We start from the raw sequence: 18616 nt of genomic DNA, 5'->3' as shown, positions 1-18616 counted from the left end.
GGACATTTTCGCCACGGAGAACACCTATGGCGGATCCACGCAGGTAATGTGGACCTACGATGGCAGCACCTATAACGCCAGCCAGCTGGCGGTGGGGACCACCATCTGGTACGGCGGCGTAATTGCCTACGACAAAACCGGCGATGGCTATCTTGATCTGGCGTACGGCGACTCCGGTGCTGACTCCATCACCTATTTGATCAATAACAATGGAGTACTCTCGCCTGATGGTACCTACGGCGGTGCGGGATTCTGGGGACAATTCACTACCATGCGTGAAATCTCCGGCGTCGATATTAACAATGACGGCACCGTGGATGTGGTTCAGCACACCAACCGCAGCGGCGCGAACTCGTTAACCGTGATCAACAACAACGGTAACGGCACGCTCTCCATCGGCCAGAACCTGACCAACGTGTTTGTGGCTAACGCCTCGAATACCACCACGGCGGCGTCCATGACGTGGGCGGATTTCAACGGCGATGGCTACATGGATCTGTACCTGGGCAGCAGCTACAACAACAACGGCGGGGTGATCTACTACAACGACGGTACCGGGAAGCTCTCTGCCACCAAGAGCGCGGTGGAAGCCTCGAACGCTACGGCAGGTTATCTGTCAGTGGCGGTGGACTGGAACGGCGACGGGCAGATGGACATCATCAAGCTCAGTACCTATGGCGGCTCGCAGACGGCGACCCTGTTCACCAACAACGGTTACGGTTCCACCTGGACCTCAAGCCAGCTGGCTTCGGGCCTGGCGAACGTCACCGGCGTGGCGGCCGTGGACTACAACTGGGACGGCGCGCAGGATCTGCTGGTGTCTCAGCAAAACGGTAAGGTGGTGCTGGTACAAAACAGCAAAACCATTGCTGACGGCACTGCGATGCATCTGCACATTGTCGATAGCGAGGGCATCAACGCCTACTACGGCAACACGGTCAATCTGTATAACGCCGCGGGCGTGCTGGTGGCGTCGCAGATCATCAACGCCCAGTCCGGTATCGGTTCGAACGATACCTCTGCACTGGTGAGTTTCTACGGGCTGGATCCGAAAGAAACCTATTCGGCAGAGATCCTGAAGATCACCAACGGCGTGTCGGATAACGTCACCTGGAGCGGTCTGGAGGCGGGCAACGGCAAAGAGGGCTACGTCCTGACGGCCGAAGCCGCCACCGGCGGCCACAGCGGGACCATCACCGGGACCGGGTATAACGACACCTTTATCGCAGAGGATGGCACCTATACCTACAACGGTTCCGGCGGCTGGAATACCCATTCCGACTACGACACCTGGAGCAATACCGGTGGGATGGACGTGGTGGATTACCGCAACGCAACGTCCGGGATTACGGTTGACTTACGCCTCTCAACCGCCCAGAACACCGGGTTCGGTACCACGCGGCTGCTGAACATTGAAGGGATTAACGGCTCTGACTTCGACGACGTTATCACTGGCAACAGCGGTGATAACCAGTTCGAAGGCCGAGGCGGAAACGACACCTTCAACATCGGCAGCGGCGGTCACGATACGCTGCTCTATAAGCTGATCAACGCGTCGGATGCCACGGGCGGTAACGGTCACGACGTGGTGAACGGCTTTACGGTCGGCACCTGGGAAGGGACGGCGGACACGGATCGTATTGACCTGCGCGATCTGCTCTCCGGCAGCGGCTACACCGGCACGGGCTCGGCGAGCTATGTGAACGGCGTGGCCACGCTGGACAGCAGCGCGGGCAATATCAGCGATTACATCCGCGTGGTGCAGAACGGCAGCAATACCGAAATCCAGGTGGATCTGGACGGTACCGGCGGTCAGTTCACGCCAACCACCCTGGTGACACTCAACGGCGTTCAGACGGATCTGGCGACGCTGCTGGCAAACCATCAGCTGTTAATTGCGTAAAACAGCGCCGCGGGGAGCGATCCTCGCGGCTTTTTGCGTTTATTTACACGAATAGCAATAACCCTATATTTCACAAGATTATTTTGCGGGCTCGTTTAGAGACGGTTCGATTTTCAATCATCCCGTAAAGGTATCATTTCAGTGCGTAATTATCGCGCTGGACAGGACGTAGCATTATGAAGACACATCCACAGTACGAACCCTGGCTGCAGGGCATGTTCATCATCGCGAAGCATTATCGGCTGGATTTTTCTGCGGAGCATGTTCGGGTCACCATTAATCATGAAAGTCAGTCTCCGCGCCAGCTGGTGCTGGAGGAGATGGCGCGCCAGCTTGGGCTGGGGATGCGTATGGTCGCGGCAGATGCCGTATCCCTTGACCCGTGGCGCTTGCCGATGCTGGCGGAATTCACCGGCGGGCAAATCGCGGTGATCGCTCGCATGGACGGTGAAGGTAATGTCAGTCTGCAGTTCAGTGGCGACGGAGGTCTGGAGACAACGCTAACGCGTGAGGAGCTAGGTTCACGGTTAACAGGACTGATGGTGCTGCGCCCGCTTGAATCCGCGCCGGATGCCCGCGTGGATGACTACATCAAACCGTATGAAAAAAACTGGTTCTGGCAACTGGCGCTGAAGGACTGGCGACGCTACAGCGACATTATGCTGGTGGCGCTGGTCGCTAACGTGCTGGCGCTTTCCGGCATGGTTTTCTCCATGCAGGTCTACGACAGGGTGGTACCGTCGCAGTCAGAAGCCACGCTGTGGGTGCTGTTTGGCGGCGTGATGATTGCCATCGTGTTCGAATTCATCATGCGTATGCTGCGCGTACATATTTCTGACGTGGTGGGGAAGCGTGCCGATCTGCGCATATCCGAACGCGTTTTTGCCCATGCGCTACGGATTAAAAACGGCGCGCGCTCTAAATCAACCGGATCGTTTATTGCCCAGATCCGCGAGCTGGAGTCGGTGCGCGAGCTCATCACCTCCACCACCATTGCGGCACTCTCCGATCTGCCGTTTTTCCTGCTGTTCGTCTTCATCCTGTGGATGATTGGCGGTCCGCTGGTGCTGGTGGTTCTGCTCGCCGTGCCGTTGCTGCTCATTCCGGGTCTGCTGGTGCAGCGTCCGCTGGGTAAACTCTCCAGCGAAGGGATGCGTGAATCCGCCATTCGTAACGCCACGCTGGTGGAAGCGGTGCAGGGCATTGAAGACATCAAGCTGATGCGCGCCGAGCAGCGTTTCCAGAACCAGTGGAATAACACCAACGACGTTGCCGCCAGCGTTGGTATGAAGCAGCGCTGGCTGACGGGCCTGCTGCTCACCTGGACGCAGGAGGTGCAGTCGATTGTCTATGCGGTGGTACTGCTGGTGGGCTGTTATCTGGTGATCAGCGGCGACATGACCACCGGTGCGCTGGTGGGGACCTCGATTCTGGCATCGCGCACAATTGCGCCGCTGTCGCAGATCTCAGGCGTGCTCTCGCGCTGGCAGTCGGCAAAAGTGGCCCGCAAGGGGCTGGACGACCTGATGCAGCGTCCGATTGACGATCCGCAGCACGGCAAAAAGGTGCACAAAGCGCACCTGCGCGGCGATTACAGGCTTGAGGACGTCGGGTTTTACTACGACGAAGAAGAGAAACTCACCGTACTCAACATCAGCAAGCTGCAGATCCGTGCCGGAGAACGGGTTGCGGTGCTGGGGCGAAATGGTTCCGGTAAAAGCACGCTGTTACAGCTTCTGGCGGGTATGCAGGAGCCGCAGCAGGGGAGCATTCTGCTGGACGATATTGCCCTGAACCATCTTGATCCGGCCGACGTGCGTCGTGATATGCAGTTGCTCAGCCAGCAGGCGCGCCTGTTCTTTGGCTCGGTGCGCGACAACATCCTGATGGGGAACCCGCTCGCCACTGACGATGAAATTCATCATGCGCTGGTCAACAGCGGTGCGCTGGAGTTTGTGCGCAAACAGAAAATGGGGTTGAACACCATCATCAACGAGGGAGGCACGGGGCTATCGGGCGGCCAGCGCCAGGCGCTGTTGTTGGCGCGCGCCCTGATCACCTCACCGCATATCCTGCTGCTGGATGAGCCTACCGCCTGGCTGGATGAAGTGAGCGAGAAGCAGTTTATTCAACATCTTCACAAGTGGCTGGGTAAACGCCGGACGTTGGTTGTGGCAACTCACCGCTTGCCTATTCTGGACCTGGTCGACCGTATCATTGTGCTGGAAAACGGTAAGGTGGTGATGGACGGTCCACGTGACGCGATCCTGCATCAGCACGGTATGGCACCGCAAAAAGCGGCTCAGCGCACCGTGACCATGAAACCGGCAGCGGTGGCAGAGGAGGGCGCGGCATGAATGATTTCTCACGTTTCAATAGTCGTCTGAAGGAGCCGCGCTTACCGCGATCGTCCCTGGTGGCATGGTCGCTGTTCGCCCTGCTGGCGGTGTTTATCATCTGGGCGAGTCTTTTCCAGCTTGATGAAGTCACTACCGGCAACGGCAAAGTTATACCTTCATCGCATGAGCAGGTGATTCAGTCTCTTGAGGGCGGCATTATTCACAGCCTGATGGTGCGCGAAGGTGACATTGTTGAACGCGGTCAGCAGCTTGCGCAGCTTGACCGGACCAAAACCGAGTCAAGCGTGCTGGAGAGTGAGTCTCGTCTGAATGCCGCGCTGGCAACGGCTGCGCGCCTGAAGGCCGAAGTGAACGATACGGAGCTCGCGTTTCCTGAGGAACTGGATGACGACGTTGAGCTGGTCAAGCAGGAAACAGCGCTTTACCAGTCCCGTCGCGAGAGTCTGGAAAAAGGGCTGGCTGGTTTGCGTCAGGGGGCAGAACTGGTGCAGCGAGAGCTGTCGTTAACCCGACCACTGGTGACCCAGGGTGCGGCCAGCAAGGTTGAGGTATTACGTCTTGAGCGTCAAAAAAATGAGCTTGAGAATAAAATCACCGAGATGAAAAATCAGTACTACGTTCGCGCCCGTGAAGAGCTGGCAAAAGCGAATGCGGAAATTGAAGCCCAGCGTTCGGTGATGAAGGGGCGCGAGGATTCCCTGACAAGGCTGACCTTCAATGCGCCGGTTCGCGGGATTGTTAAGGATATTGACGTTACAACCGTTGGTGGCGTTATTCCCCCCAACGGCAAACTGATGAGCCTGGTTCCGCTGGACGATCAGATGGTGGTTGAGGCGAAAATCTCACCGCGTGATGTGGCCTTTATCCATCCAGGCCAGAAAGCGCTGGTGAAAATTACGGCCTATGACTACTCCATTTACGGTGGGCTGGAAGGAGACGTGACCATGATTTCCCCGGACACCTTACAGGATGAAGTGAAAAGAGACGTCTACTATTATCGCGTTTACATCCGTACCGACAATAACCATCTGACCAATAAGCAAGGCAAAGAGTTTCCGGTCTTTCCAGGCATGATAGCCACGGTTGATATTAAAACGGGCAGTAAAACTATTCTGGATTATCTGTTGAAACCATTGAATAAAGCGAAAGAGGCGTTACGAGAGCGATAGGCGAATGGCGTTCGGAACACCGAACGCCTGCTGAGTTAAGCGGTTGACGTCACGTGATGAGCGTGGCGGCGATCTTTAGGAACAACGTTAATGTAATGCGTGACATATGCAAAATATAATCCGGCATAATTTTCAACGAGTTCGATAAACGCCGGGTATATCGACATACGCCCATCACCGCGATCTTTCAGATAACCTGCCTCTTGTGCCGATTTGATGATTCGGTTGACGTGAATTCTTGAAACAAAAAATTCTTTTGCGAGTGTGCTTGCTGAATATTCAATAGTTGCACCATGGGCAGATTTGTTTTTTATGGCCTGCAGGTATAGATAGAGCATAATCATTCGACCGCCATCTTTATCGATGAATAATCCCACTTCAGGCAAAACCTTTCTGAACGTTAATCCCCGAAAAAGATATTCTGCCGCGCGACGGAAAAAATTATTTCTCAACACGTCATTATCCAAAAGGTTAACGTCAATATTAAATGCCGGATAAAGAATGCTGACCGGCAAAAATGCCCCGGACATATATCGCTTTAGTTCATTCAGGCCTTTTTCAGTTGGCGCTATTCTCGTTTTGCGTCTGTCTTCCGTGCAGCGCCAGGTGCTGATGCGCCCGGTGGTTCTGAGTATCGTAATGATTGCAATAACGCTGTTGGGGCTGGCTATTTTATAGCGAGAACATAACTCTTTTATTTCCGAGACAGATTCAGCCTGATTTCCAAAAATAAAACAACACATGGAAAGGATAATGTTAAATCGTGATTCCTGCAGCATTGTTTTGTAGAACAAAGGTTGTTTTTTGTAGATGGTGTCATTAATGGTGTAGTGCTCTAATATTGCCTCACTGAATCGCGGATTGTTCTTTATAACATCCCTTCGATGTAGCAAGGCCCTGGATGAGATATGATTATCCATAGCGTATTTCTCGTATTTGAATGAGCCGATAGATGAAGTATCCAGCCTTCTTTTTCGGAATTTTCATTATACCCTGAGAATGAAACATTTACCGTGGTTATTTGAAAAGAAAAGTATATTTTCAGGTTGTGTGGCGTGAAGTGATTAACGCAAAGATGTTCCAGTGAGGACTGTTTCTTACCCTGTTGTTGTACGGTAAAATTAATACTCACATCAGGTGCATGACATTTTATGCATTCACAAATGGAAATGGCGCGTTGGTGCCCAGGAGCAGGTTATGACCCAAAAAATTTCTCTCAGAAATGGGGCTTGCGATGACCAAAAGTTTGTCATCTCAGCCTGCGGCTTCACATTTCAGGGATATCGTCTGATCCTGGAAAAATACGGGATAGAGGCATCGCTTATTCGCTTTGTTGGGGATGAGATATCTCAACGAGACAGAAAAAATATTCTTATAAATCAGAGTGCTCACATTGTGGTGTTCCTCGGGAAAGGTATTGTCAATCTCCTTGAGAGTCTGAAACGCCTGGCATCCGTACTTAATTCGCTACCCGTTATTCAACGTGTTACTCTGTATGGTGATATACCAGACAGCTGGCTGTATCGCACCCTGGGTAGCCTTTTAAATAGCAGCCGTCAGTTATCGCTGATTCGCATGGCCAGCGTGTCTGATATAATAGGCTCCATCAGCATGCATGATAATATATTTAAGGATGGTTCTCGTTTATTGCGGGATCACTCTCTGGATTATTCTGCTAAAGGAAATTTTAAATGGCTAACCCGAAGGGAGGTTGATGTTTTATTAAGTTTCTACCGGGGCATGTCCGTAAAAGAATTGTGCGACACAATGGGGCTATCTAATAAAACGGTATATACTCACCGAAAGGAAGGTGTTCAAAAATTACATTTAATCAAGCAATGGGTAAACGATCCACACAATTTCAATGTGGGTGAGAGTATTAAGCGCAAAAGTCAAAAGACAGACTTTACGGAAAAGGAAACAGAGATTTTTAACGCGCTGCTTAAGCGGGAAATTTTCCCTGTGTACCAGATCATTACCGACCATAACAAAAAAGGGGTTGGTTTTGAAATACTTATTCGCTGGAATAAAAATGGTAAAATCGTCAAGCCAGTCAGTTTTTTGGCTGATATTTCAAATAATGAAATATGGCTAAAGATTACGGCGTTAGTTATCCATGCTGCCGTGTCTGGTATTAATAAATATAACGGGAAGTATTATTTTTCAGTTAATATACCACCCCGACTGGCTTCCGGGAATGCATTGCCTGATATGGCAAAGAAAGCTATCGACATGCTACTCAAACCGCGGTGGGCCGAAAATTTAGTCTTTGAATTCGCGGAGGATATTGATGTCACGAAGGACACCAGGATCCCTGAAACTATGCGCCATTTACGGAGTACGGGATGTCGATTATTTTTGGATGACTGCTTCTCTAACCATCAAACCATGTTCCCGGTGCGACAGGTACATTTTGATGGGCTCAAACTAGACAAGGACATTGTTGAGCATTTCGTGGCAAATGACAATGACTATCACCTTATTAAAGCGATACAACTTTATAGCGATATGACCGGAACAGATTGCATTGCAGAGGGAGTTGATAGCGAAGAAAAATTTGAGAAATTAGCTGCCCTGGGCGTCAAAAACTTTCAGGGGTATTATTTATCTCGTGCTGTGAAAGAAGATGAGTTAGACCGCATGGTACGGTTATTTAGCTAGTGAGGAAAAAAAGCCCCGAAGGGCCTTGAGTTATTTTCGACCCAGCAACAGGCCGAGCACAATACCGACAGCACCAGCGGCGATTAGGCCAGTGAGAGGGTTGTTTCTGACCGCTTCGGTGACATCGGAGACCGCATCGCTGGCCTGCGCGGCATATTTTTTCACGACACCTTTTACCTGATGTTTTGGTGAATCAACGAATTCACCAAACTGCTGCTGCGCTGAACCTGCGAGTTCATCAAGTTTATTTTTTGCTTTGTCTTCAGCAAACTGGGTATTTTTATCAGTACCGAAATCAGACATTTTTGCCTCCTTTTGTTGATAGTTAAAGGATAGCCGCTCTTTGTAGAGGTGAGAGACGAAAGGCTAAATTCGGCACCTGACAGGATGGTTTTCGGATATATCTCTATATCGGGAACCCGTTATTTCTCATTGTCATCCAGACCGTAATTTATGCCAGGGTAGCACAGTTTCAGGAGCGGCAGGCCGGGTAAGCGCAGCTACCCGGCCGATATAGCGGTCAATGAGGTATAGTCATTTTAACGGCAGGTAGATATCCGTTTGCAGCGCATGTTCCGGCACCTCGTGAATAAAGTTGAGGTAGTGGAAAAATACCGGGGCATCGCGCAGCGTTTCGCCGCTGGCCGGTAGCCAGTCGCGAAACATCACCCATACCGTGGCGGAAATGTTATCCAGCGAACCTGAGTGACGCCCGACGGCGTATCGACCACCGTCGATTTCACCACTGGAAACCCCGAAGTCATTTTCTGGTATCGCTTCAGAGATACTGCCGCAAATATCGAAACGAAAGGCGTCTGCGGGTGTGGTTGCCGGGTCATCCCAGGCAATGCCAAAGGTGCTGCTTTCGTGTACGGGTGATAAGCCCGAGGTTTTACGCCAGGCAATAAATTTCGCCGCGCTGTCATTAACCCTATCTGGGCTGCCACGGTGCTGCAGCACTGCCACTCGGGTCTGTGGGAAATCGACAATCTTAATTTCCATTGTTTTTTGCTCCTGAAAGGTCATTTTCGGTACGCGCTGGTGCCAGCTCAGCCAGTCCGGCTGTTGCCGAAACTGACGGGGGCTTATTCCAAATGCGTTTCTGAAGGCGCGGCTGAACGATTCGGGGGTCTGAAATCCGGCATCGAGCGCAATATCAATCACCTTATCCTGTGGATTAAACGCCAGTCGCCAGGAAGCAAGACGAAGGCGTAGCCACTGGATATAGCGATACAGCGGCTGGCCGCTGAATGCCAGAAACTGCCGGTGAAAATGAAAAGGTGAACAGCAGGCTATCGCGCTGAGCTTCTCCAGCGTGAGCGGCTCATCGAGATGGTGGGCGATATAGTCGCACACCATCGTGAAGCGCTCGCGGTAGGCCGTTTTGATTGCATCGTTCATTGCATCCTCCTGATGACCCACTTTGCCTCACCAAACGGCCAGAATCCTGACCGATCTTGCTAATTATGGAGAAGTTATACTGGCCGCATATCGTTGTGCGGCAGCAATCGCCCTGTCGTCAAAAATATACTGTTCGAAATGATGGCTCGCATCGGTGACGCGGTAAATTTTCCATTTACCGTCTTCATTGCGCAGATACACGTTTAACCGCTGTTTTTGCCCATTACCTGCACCCAGCTCTACGTTAACAACTTTTCCGGACACTGAGTTTATTGCGTTGCTTACGCTCAGGTCAGGGATCCACTCCGCGGCATAGTCTTGTGTAGGTAATGGTGCCAACTTACTGATTTAGTGTACGATGGTGTTTTTGAGGTGCTCCCGTGGCTTCCATCTCCATCAGTTGTCCCTCCTGCTCAGCTACTGAAGGCGTGGTGCGTAACGGTAAAAGTACTGCCGGACATCAGCGCTATCTCTGCTCTCACTGCCGTAAAACATGGCAACTGCAGTTCACTTACACCGCTTCTCAACCCGGTACGCACCAGAAAATCATTGATATGGCCATGAATGGTGTTGGATGCCGGGCAACCGCCCGCATTATGGGCGTTGGCCTCAACACGATTTTACGTCACTTAAAAAACTCAGGCCGCAGTCGGTAACCTCGCGCATACAGCCGGGCAGTGACGTCATCGTCTGCGCGGAAATGGACGAACAGTGGGGCTACGTCGGTGCTAAATCACGTCAGCGCTGGCTGTTTTACGCGTATGACAGGATACGGAGGACGGTTGTGGCGCACGTCTTCGGTGAACGCACTCTGGCCACACTGGAGCGTCTTCTGAGCCTGCTGTCGGCCTTTGAGGTCGTGGTATGGATGACGGATGGCTGGCCGCTGTATGAATCCCGCCTGAAGGGAAAGCTGCACGTAATCAGCAAGCGTTACACTCAGCGAATTGAGCGGCATAACCTGAATCTGAGACAACATCTGGCAAGGCTGGGACGGAAGTCACTGTCGTTCTCAAAATCGGTGGAGCTGCATGACAAGGTCATCGGGCATTATCTGAACATAAAACACTATCAGTAAGTTGGAGTCATTACCTCTTGTGTATAGGTAAAATAATCGGAACCGATAATTTCCTGCTCATTGAGAGAAAGAATTTTCTTCAGACGGAAGAGCGTGTCGCGCGCAATATACTCACGCATTTTTGGTGAATCGAGATTATCTTCATGGGTATCTGTAACGAAGGCCGTGAGGTAGAACGAATAAAAATCATTGATACGTTTTTCCGGCGAATCCATCTCTGCTGAACATCCCGTCAATAACAGGCACATCAAAAGAACGTTACGCATCAGTTTTTCCTGTAAATTTTGTAAGAAGGGCGCGCAGAACGATATCCCGGACCACCCCACATATCTCTTTGTCTGAAATCTGAGTACCAGGTAGTGCCGTCGTAAATTGCCATGTGACCCGCAGGATTACCGCCATCATAGGGCTGAATAACAACCACATCGCCTTCCTGTAATGTTTCGCCTTGTCCTAAGACACGAAATCCTGCTCGTTCAAGGTTATTGCCATAGTCTTTAGCGTAAGGTGCATTTCCTATATCAATTCCGCCTGCCCGAACTGCCTTACGAGTAAATTCCCCGCAGCGTTTTGCGATGAAATGCCGGCATTCTGGCTGGCATGCACGAATGCTGCGTGTTTGTTCCATGTAATGTGCTAACTCCTGTTGTAGATGAAAGCGTCAATAGACAACGAGAAATTTAATTCTGTTAGGCAATTAATGTTATTAAAAAATAATATATTTCAGCGGGTTATTGGTTTTTGTATTTGATGTGTGTAGTTAATGAATTGCTGAAAATGATCTGTTGTTATCACAATCCAAAATGGAAGGTTTACATCGCCTGGTAAATACAATTACGCCCTCATATGTAAGGTGAAAGTTATCAATCCAACTTAAATTTGATGACAAAATAAGAGCTTCTGATGGTGGGGGATATAAAGAACGAAGTCCAAATCAAGCGTTATTAATAATTTCCACATGTTCGCGATAGAACTCTTTAACCCAAGTTAGATAAATGAGATACGCTCTATTAAAACTTTATCTGCTTAAACCGGATAGAAAAAGTAACTAGCACGAAAGCGAGTTGTGAGGCGCGAGAATGTGCTGGTCGAGGAAATTTTTATATGTTGCAGTATGAATTATGTAAAGTATGTGATAGAAAAATTATTGGGCCTGCAAAAGCATTTTTTCATTTGGTTCACAATTCCATCATGCCCATTAGGATGTTATCTTAGTTCCTCATCATCATACAGACGTAAGGATAATCTATGTCTTGGCAAGGCGTACCATTCAAGCTTCTTGAAGCCGGCAGTGTTGAACAGCTTTTTTTGAAACTAACGTCTCTTCCTAAAATAACTATCGACACGCCTACTGACTACAGTCAACTCTGGTTAACGGTTGGAGCTACTTTCCTTGGCGGTATCATTCCTGCACTGATTGCTTGGAGAACGTTTCACGTAAATGCAAAAAATGTAAGAAAAGAAAGAGATGAGCAGCAGCGGTTCTTAAAATCTGAAAGGGCAAAGCAACAGTTGTTTATGATGGGAGAGCGTGCTTCTCAATTTGCCTCATTGAAAGAAGAACGTGAAATACAAAAAATGCTAACCCAAAAGACAATTAATGCACAAGTTATTTCTGCTAACAGGCAGAAATGGATTAATGATTTTCGTGATAATATTGCTGAGTTTTGTTTGTTAATGTTCAATCACTACGATGCCCGTTCAAGCTATCTGATTACTGAGCGTAAGTTGCGGGTAATAACTGATATATATAAAGGCACTAATTACTCAGAGGATTTTAGAGCTCGTTATCAGGATGCAAGTGATGAATTTGCAAGTTGCCTGGAGAGATCTCAATTAACTCACAATGGAATGGATAAAATGAAATTCCTTATACTTCTAAGTTTGAATCCTAAAGAAAAAGAAACTCACGAAATTAAACGATTGATGATTTTTTTAAAGACTTCAATAAATAGATTGGTTATTGATGAAGCTTCAGGTGGATTGGCTAATGTAACCGAAGTTTATACAGACTTATTAAATGGTTCAGAAGAATTAATGGAGGTAGTGGGGGGGATTCTTAAGAGAGAATGGGAAAGAGTGAAGTTATGTGAATAGACTAAAGCTTTTGTGAAGGCTAAATATTAGATTTAACAATTTAGAATTGATGCATGATAACCATGGAAAACGTAATGTTTACAGACAGTTGTTTGTGATAGTACCATACCCCCCTATAGTATCAGGAGGGCGTATGCCGCATTCACCCGAAGACAAAAAACGTATCCTTACCCGCGTCCGTCGCATTCGTGGGCAGGTCGATGCCCTTGAACGCGCGCTGGAGTCGGGCGATCCCTGTTTAGCCATCCTGCAGCAAATCGCCGCCGTGCGCGGTGCTGCCAATGGCCTGATGGGCGAAATGGTCGAAATTCACCTCAAAGATGAGCTGGTGACGGGGGAAACAACGCCGGATCAGCGAGCCGTGCGCATGGCGGAAGTCGGCCATTTGCTGCGCTCTTATCTAAAATAAACCCACATACCTCACAATAAGGGAAGACAATATGAAATCTCGCGCTGCTGTCGCATTTGGCCCCGGTCAGCCGCTCAAAATCGTTGAAATCGACGTGGCACCGCCGAAGAAAGGCGAAGTGTTGATCAAAATAACCCATACCGGCGTATGTCATACCGATGCGTTTACGCTGTCGGGTGACGATCCGGAAGGCGTTTTCCCTGCGGTACTCGGTCATGAAGGTGGCGGGATTGTGGTAGAAGTGGGCGAGGGCGTGACCAGCCTGAAACCAGGGGATCACGTGATCCCGCTGTACACCGCGGAGTGCGGCGAGTGTAAGTTCTGTAAATCCGGTAAAACCAACCTCTGCCAGGCGGTTCGCGCCACTCAGGGCAAAGGGCTGATGCCGGACGGCACCACCCGTTTCTCTTATAACGGCGAGCCGGTTTATCACTACATGGGCACCAGCACCTTCAGCGAGTACACCGTTTGCGCGGAGATCTCGCTGGCGAAGGTGAACCCGCAGGCGCCGCTGGATAAAGTCTGCCTGCTGGGCTGCGGCGTGACTACCGGTATTGGCGCGGTGCATAACACGGCAAAGGTCAAAGAGGGCGATACCGTGGCGGTGTTCGGTCTCGGCGGCATTGGTCTGGCGGTGATTCAGGGCGCGGTTCAGGCGAAGGCCGGCCGTATCATCGCAGTCGACACCAATCCGGAGAAATTCAAGCTGGCGGGTGAAATGGGCGCGACCGATTTCGTGAACCCGAAAGATCACGAAAAATCGATTCAGGATGTCATCGTTGAGCTGACCGACGGCGGCGTTGACTTCAGCTTCGAATGCATCGGCAACGTGAACGTGATGCGTTCTGCGCTGGAGTGCTGCCACAAAGGCTGGGGCGAGAGCATCATCATTGGGGTTGCCGGGGCGGGTCAGGAGATTAAAACTCGTCCATTCCAGCTGGTGACAGGTCGCGTGTGGCGCGGTTCCGCGTTTGGCGGCGTGAAAGGGCGTACTCAGCTCCCGGGTATGGTTGAAGATGCCATGGCCGGAAAAATCCAGCTCGATCCGTTCATCACCCATCGTTTGCCACTGGAGCAGATCAACGACGCGTTTGATCTGATGCACGAAGGGAAATCCATCCGCACCGTTATTCATTTCGGCGACAAGTAATTCTTCTGCCAGCGGTTTTTCACCGCTGGCATTTCATTAATAATCTTCTCTAAAGTGTGACCAGTGCGGCGTTTTTAGCCGTAATCTAAATCTCTGCCGTGCCGATGACTATTTAACGGGCGTGTTTTTACGCATCTTACCTATAAGAGAGTCGACGGTCATGGACAACACTACTTCGATGCAGGCGCAGCGCAAGCTGAGCTTCTTGCATCACATCAGGCTGGTTCCGCTGTTTTCCTCCATTCTCGGTGGCATTATTCTGCTTTTTGCCTTGAGCTCAGGTCTGGCGGGATATTTCCTGCTTCAGGCCGATCGCGATCAGCAGGATGTCACATCTGAAATTCAGGTGCGTATGGGGCTGTCGAACAGCTCAAACCATCTGCGAACCGCGCGTATCAATCTTATCCACGCCGGTGCGGCAAGCCGTATCGCGGAGATGGATGCCATGAAGCAGAACATCAGCGATGCGGAAACGCGTATTAAGCAGTCTCAGGAGAGTTTCACCGCCTATATGAATCGCGCCGTGCGTACCGCAGAGGGCGAAGCGCTGGATGCTGACCTGAAAGCACGATATGACGCCTATATTGCGGGTATGCAGCCGATGGTGAAATTCGCCAAAAACGGTATGTTCGAAGCGATTATCAACCATGAAAACGAAACCGCGCGTCCGCTGGACGACGCTTACAACGCCGTGCTGCTGAAGGCGATTAAGATCCGTACCGACCGTGCCAATGCCCTGACGGCACAGGCGCACAGCCGCACACAGCTGGGTCTGATGTTTATGATCGGCGCGTTCGCGCTCGCACTGGTGCTGACGGCATTGACCTTTACCGTGCTGCGCCGCACGGTGATCCATCCTCTGCAGCGTGCGGCGAAACGTATCGAGAATATCGCCAAAGGCGACCTGACGATGCCGGACGATGTGGCCGGACGTAGCGAAATTGGCCGCCTGACGCGCGATCTGCAAACCATGCAGCACTCGCTTGAAAACACCGTGGGTACCGTACGTCAGGGGGCGGAGGAGATCTACCGTGGAACCAGTGAAATCTCTGCCGGTAACACCGATCTCTCTTCGCGCACTGAACAGCAGGCTGCTGCCATTGAGCAGACCGCCGCAAGTATGGAACAACTGACCGCAACGGTGAAACAGAACGCGGATAATGCTCACCATGCCAGTAAACTGGCGGAAGATGCCTCCGGTAAAGCCAGCCGTGGCGGCCAGATGGTCTCCGGGGTGGTCAAAACCATGGGTAACATCTCCAGCAGTTCGAAAAAAATCTCTGAGATTACCGCAGTGATTAACAGCATTGCCTTCCAGACCAATATCCTGGCGCTTAACGCAGCGGTAGAGGCGGCGCGGGCGGGTGAACAGGGGCGTGGGTTTGCTGTGGTAGCAAGTGAAGTACGTACCCTGGCAAGCCGCAGTGCGAATGCCGCAAAAGAGATTGAGAGCCTGATCAACGAGTCGGTCTCGCTGATCGACCAGGGTTCTGGTGAAGTTGTCGCCGCCGGCAACACCATGAATGAAATCGTGGAGGCGGTTAAACGGGTGACTGACATCATGCTGGAGATTGCCGCAGCGTCTGATGAGCAGAGTCGTGGCATTGTGCAGGTGAGTCAGGCGATTTCTGAAATGGATAAAGTGACTCAGCAGAACGCCTCTCTGGTGGAAGAAGCCTCCGCAGCCGCAGCATCTCTGGAAGAACAGGGCGCGCGTCTGACCGAGGCGGTTGGCGCGTTTCGTTTGAGCAGCGTGAAGCCAGGCCGAGTGGCTACACCAGCCTCAGTGACGAAGAGCACGCCGCTACGCCACGCGGCGACGGTTTCCGGGGATAACTGGGAAACGTTCTGAGTTGCGCCACCAGAAAAAAAGGGACCTTTCGGTCCCTTTTTTCATCTGTTACTTCTTATCGGGTAAGGCATACGCGATAACGTAATCACCGCGATCCGGTGACTGACGGGCACCACCGGCGTTAATGATGATGTACTGTTTGCCGGTTTTCGGCGACACGTAGGTCATCGGGCCGGACTGGCTGCCCACCGGCAGACGGTCTTTCCAGATCTCTTTCCCGGTGGCGGTATCAAACGCGCGCAGGTAGAAGTCCTGAGTGCCGGCAAAGAACAGCAGACCAGACTGAGTAGAGAGCGAGGCACCCAGTGTCGGCATACCAATTGGGATCGGCATATGCATACGAATGCCCAGCGGGCCGGTATCTTCCACCGTACCGACAGGAACCTGCCACACCAGCTTGCCGGTTTTCAGGTCAACGGCTGACATGGTGCCAAACGGCGGCTTCTGGCACGGAATGCCCAGCGGCGACAGGAAACGTTCGCGCATGGCGCCGAACGGCGTGCCGTCCATCGGTACGATACCCATCTCGATGCCGCTGGCGTTTTTCGCCACGTTAGCGCGCGGTACCATGTAGTTTGCCAGCCCCAGGCGCATATCGTTGACGAACATCAGGCTGTTGTTCGGGTCAACGGAGACGCTGCCCCAGTTCATCCCGCCGAGCGAGCCAGGGAACTGCAGGGAACGGTCGAGACCTGGCGGCGTGAAGACGCCCTGATGGCGCATCTCTTTGAACTGAATACGGCACAGCAGCAGGTCAACAGGCGTCGCCCCCCACATGTCGGACTCGGTCAGCGTCTGGTTGCCAATCATTGGCATACCAACAGAATACGGCTGGGTTGGAGAGTAGCGCTCACCTTCGACGTTACCCGCCGGGACAGGACGCTCCTCAACCTTCGCCACCGGCTTACCGGTTTCGCGGTTGAGCATGAAGATCATACCCTGCTTGCTGGTCTGCACCAGTACAGGCGTGGTACCGCCCTTACCGTCGGGCAGGTCGTACAGCAGCGGCTGGGAAGGCAGATCAAAGTCCCACAGGTCGTGGTGGGTGGTCTGGAAATGCCAGCGGACCTGACCGGTGGCTGCATCAACCGCCACGATAGATGAGCTGTATTTATCATCCAGCGCGGTACGTTCACCTGCCCAGAAATCCGGGGTGGCATTGCCGGTTGGCAGGTAGATCAGGTTCAGTTTGGCGTCGTAAGACATCGCCGACCAGACGTTCGGCGTACCGCGCGTGTAGGTCTGGCCTTCCGGCGGCAGGCCGGTCAGGTTCGGGTTACCCGGATCCCACGCCCACGCCAGTTTACCGGTGTGAACGTCATACGCGCGCACCACGCCCGGCGGTTCGCCAGTGGAGTAGTTATCCGCGACGCGACCGCCGACGACAACAACATTCCCGGCAACCAGCGGCGTAGACGTTTGCTGATAGTAGCCCGGCTTGATCTCGCCCATGCCGACGCTCAGGTCAACGGTGCCATGGTCGCCAAAGTCTTCGCAGACCTTACCGGTATCCGCGTTGATGGCAATCAGGCGGGCATCAGTAGTGGGCAGGAACAGGCGGCGAGGGCACGCGGCAGGCTGTGTCTCAACCTGTGACGTTGTCACTGAAGAGCGATCCTCAAAATAGCCCAGACCACGACAACGCTGCCAGTTAGGTGCTGTGGCTTTGGAATCATAGCGCCACTTCTCTTTACCTGAGTCGACATCCAGCGCCAGCACTTTACTGTATGGCGTACAGACATAGAGCGTGTCGCCAATCTGCAATGGCGTGTTTTGATCTTCCGCGCCAGAACCATTGCTCTGCGGGATATCACCCGTGTGTGCAACCCAGGCAACTTTCAGGTCACTGACATTCTGCTTGTTAATCTGGTCCAGCGCGGCGAAGCGGTCGCCGTGCGTGGTGTTGCCCCAGTGCTCCCAGTTTTTTTGCTGCTCGCCGGGTGCGACGGGTTTAACCGGAACGGGCTCGTTAGCCGCCACGAGGGTTTGCGGTTTAAACATCCAGCCCAGGCTGACCAGCATAGCCACCGCAAGCACGGCTGCGATACCAAAAACGGGAGCCTTGTTCGGTGCGTTATGGTTTGCTGCACGCAGAAAAGGCCACACGATGGCGCAGAGGAATGCCAGTACGGCAAACGTAAAGAGGCGGGAGAAGAGCGGCCAGAAATCCCAGCCCGCATCGCTTACAGCCCAGAACAGCGAGGCGATAAACGCGATGCTATAAAGCACTATCCCACTGGTGCGACTGGTGAAAATCAGGATCGCGGCAATCACCATCACCACGCCCATTATCAGGAAGTACCAACTTCCACCTACGGAGGCGAGCTTAAAGCCCAACCCGCCGACGGCCAGACCGATGAGCATCATCAGTCCGGCAAGTAGCCACTGCAGAATACGAGGTATCCCGCGCGGCGCGCTGCCAAATGCCATTTTCTGTCTCCTTTAGATCCCCCCGCCGTGCCGGAAATGTACCAGTTGGGTAATAATTGCAGAGGGAGCAATGATAAATACGAGTGAATTCGGGTTTGTAAAATGA

The 18616-nt window shown here is 52.0% G+C and carries 15 protein-coding genes and 1 pseudogene; 9 read left to right on the top strand and 7 right to left on the bottom strand.

The window, feature by feature from the left end:
* The first annotated feature begins 46 nt into the window (after positions 1–46).
* From AC0XWG_RS19195 to AC0XWG_RS19185, 3 genes are all read left to right on the top strand, one after another.
* The gene (locus AC0XWG_RS19195; RefSeq protein ID WP_475681122.1) at positions 47–1903 is read left to right on the top strand and encodes an FG-GAP repeat domain-containing protein; all 1857 of its coding nucleotides are present in this window, start codon (positions 47–49) and stop codon (positions 1901–1903) included.
* Positions 1904–2079: 176 nt separating this feature from the next.
* Positions 2080–4260, top strand: coding sequence for a type I secretion system permease/ATPase (locus AC0XWG_RS19190; RefSeq protein ID WP_128347763.1), 2181 nt, complete (start codon positions 2080–2082; stop codon positions 4258–4260).
* Complete coding sequence (locus AC0XWG_RS19185; protein ID WP_049007286.1) at positions 4257–5432, top strand: HlyD family type I secretion periplasmic adaptor subunit; 1176 nt, start codon at positions 4257–4259, stop codon at positions 5430–5432. The genes AC0XWG_RS19190 and AC0XWG_RS19185 overlap by 4 nt, the downstream gene beginning before the upstream one ends.
* 35 nt (positions 5433–5467) lie before the next feature.
* Here AC0XWG_RS19185 and AC0XWG_RS19180 read toward each other — a convergent pair whose 3' ends face one another.
* Positions 5468–6352: a hypothetical protein gene (locus AC0XWG_RS19180; protein WP_028017474.1), complete on the bottom strand. Its 885-nt coding sequence runs from the start codon at positions 6350–6352 to the stop codon at positions 5468–5470.
* Positions 6353–6629: 277 nt separating this feature from the next.
* Here AC0XWG_RS19180 and AC0XWG_RS19175 point away from each other — a divergent pair, with 277 nt between their 5' ends.
* On the top strand, positions 6630–8093 hold the full coding sequence (locus AC0XWG_RS19175; protein WP_128347762.1) for an EAL domain-containing protein: 1464 nt from the start codon (positions 6630–6632) through the stop codon (positions 8091–8093).
* Positions 8094–8123: 30 nt separating this feature from the next.
* On the opposite strand, the gene AC0XWG_RS19170 is transcribed toward AC0XWG_RS19175, so the two are convergent.
* The 3 genes from AC0XWG_RS19170 to AC0XWG_RS19160 form a co-directional block, all read right to left on the bottom strand.
* Positions 8124–8396 (bottom strand): ElaB/YgaM/YqjD family protein, encoded by a 273-nt coding sequence (locus AC0XWG_RS19170; protein WP_475680934.1) that lies wholly within the window; start codon positions 8394–8396, stop codon positions 8124–8126.
* Positions 8397–8627: 231 nt separating this feature from the next.
* Complete coding sequence (locus tag AC0XWG_RS19165) at positions 8628–9494, bottom strand: AraC family transcriptional regulator (RefSeq protein WP_475680933.1); 867 nt, start codon at positions 9492–9494, stop codon at positions 8628–8630.
* 63 nt (positions 9495–9557) lie between these two features.
* Positions 9558–9833, bottom strand: coding sequence for a DUF3828 domain-containing protein (locus tag AC0XWG_RS19160; RefSeq protein WP_475680932.1), 276 nt, complete (start codon positions 9831–9833; stop codon positions 9558–9560).
* Between the two features lie 41 nt (positions 9834–9874).
* On the opposite strand from AC0XWG_RS19160, the gene AC0XWG_RS19155 reads away from it, so the two are divergent.
* Positions 9875–10572, top strand: a protein-coding gene (locus AC0XWG_RS19155) for an IS1 family transposase (RefSeq protein WP_223216367.1) whose coding sequence is annotated in 2 segments (ribosomal slippage) — positions 9875–10124 and positions 10124–10572 — 699 coding nt in all. Because the reading frame shifts where the segments join, the coding sequence is not laid out codon by codon here.
* Here the strand turns inward: AC0XWG_RS19155 and AC0XWG_RS19150 are convergent.
* Together AC0XWG_RS19150 and AC0XWG_RS19145 are read right to left on the bottom strand one after the other, a co-directional pair.
* A complete protein-coding gene (locus AC0XWG_RS19150; protein ID WP_475680931.1) occupies positions 10566–10838 on the bottom strand; it encodes a DUF3828 domain-containing protein in 273 nt (90 codons plus the stop codon). The genes AC0XWG_RS19155 and AC0XWG_RS19150 overlap by 7 nt on opposite strands.
* Positions 10838–11205: pseudogene (locus AC0XWG_RS19145) on the bottom strand (hypothetical protein). Before AC0XWG_RS19145 ends, AC0XWG_RS19150 begins: the two are co-directional and overlap by 1 nt.
* 615 nt (positions 11206–11820) lie before the next feature.
* Here AC0XWG_RS19145 and AC0XWG_RS19140 point away from each other — a divergent pair.
* The 4 genes from AC0XWG_RS19140 to AC0XWG_RS19125 all read left to right on the top strand — a co-directional run bounded on the left by AC0XWG_RS19140 (position 11821) and on the right by AC0XWG_RS19125 (position 16080).
* Positions 11821–12669 carry a hypothetical protein gene (locus tag AC0XWG_RS19140; RefSeq protein WP_128347760.1) on the top strand — a complete coding sequence of 283 codons (849 nt, stop codon included), beginning with the start codon at positions 11821–11823 and terminating at the stop codon, positions 12667–12669.
* Positions 12670–12802: 133 nt separating this feature from the next.
* The gene (locus tag AC0XWG_RS19135; protein ID WP_003857256.1) at positions 12803–13078 is read left to right on the top strand and encodes a metal/formaldehyde-sensitive transcriptional repressor; all 276 of its coding nucleotides are present in this window, start codon (positions 12803–12805) and stop codon (positions 13076–13078) included.
* Between the two features lie 31 nt (positions 13079–13109).
* Positions 13110–14228, top strand: a complete 1119-nt coding sequence (locus tag AC0XWG_RS19130; protein ID WP_108089953.1) for an S-(hydroxymethyl)glutathione dehydrogenase/class III alcohol dehydrogenase — start codon at positions 13110–13112, stop codon at positions 14226–14228.
* Between the two features lie 160 nt (positions 14229–14388).
* The gene (locus tag AC0XWG_RS19125; RefSeq protein WP_128347759.1) at positions 14389–16080 is read left to right on the top strand and encodes a methyl-accepting chemotaxis protein; all 1692 of its coding nucleotides are present in this window, start codon (positions 14389–14391) and stop codon (positions 16078–16080) included.
* Between the two features lie 48 nt (positions 16081–16128).
* On the opposite strand, the gene AC0XWG_RS19120 is transcribed toward AC0XWG_RS19125, so the two are convergent.
* Positions 16129–18510, bottom strand: coding sequence for a glucose/quinate/shikimate family membrane-bound PQQ-dependent dehydrogenase (locus AC0XWG_RS19120; protein WP_128347758.1), 2382 nt, complete (start codon positions 18508–18510; stop codon positions 16129–16131).
* Positions 18511–18616: the final 106 nt, after the last annotated feature.

This window comes from Enterobacter sp. DVT3837 (assembly GCF_056238685.1).
The sequence above is the reverse complement of the archived record's forward strand: the minus strand, read 5'-3'. Positions and strand labels throughout refer to the sequence as shown.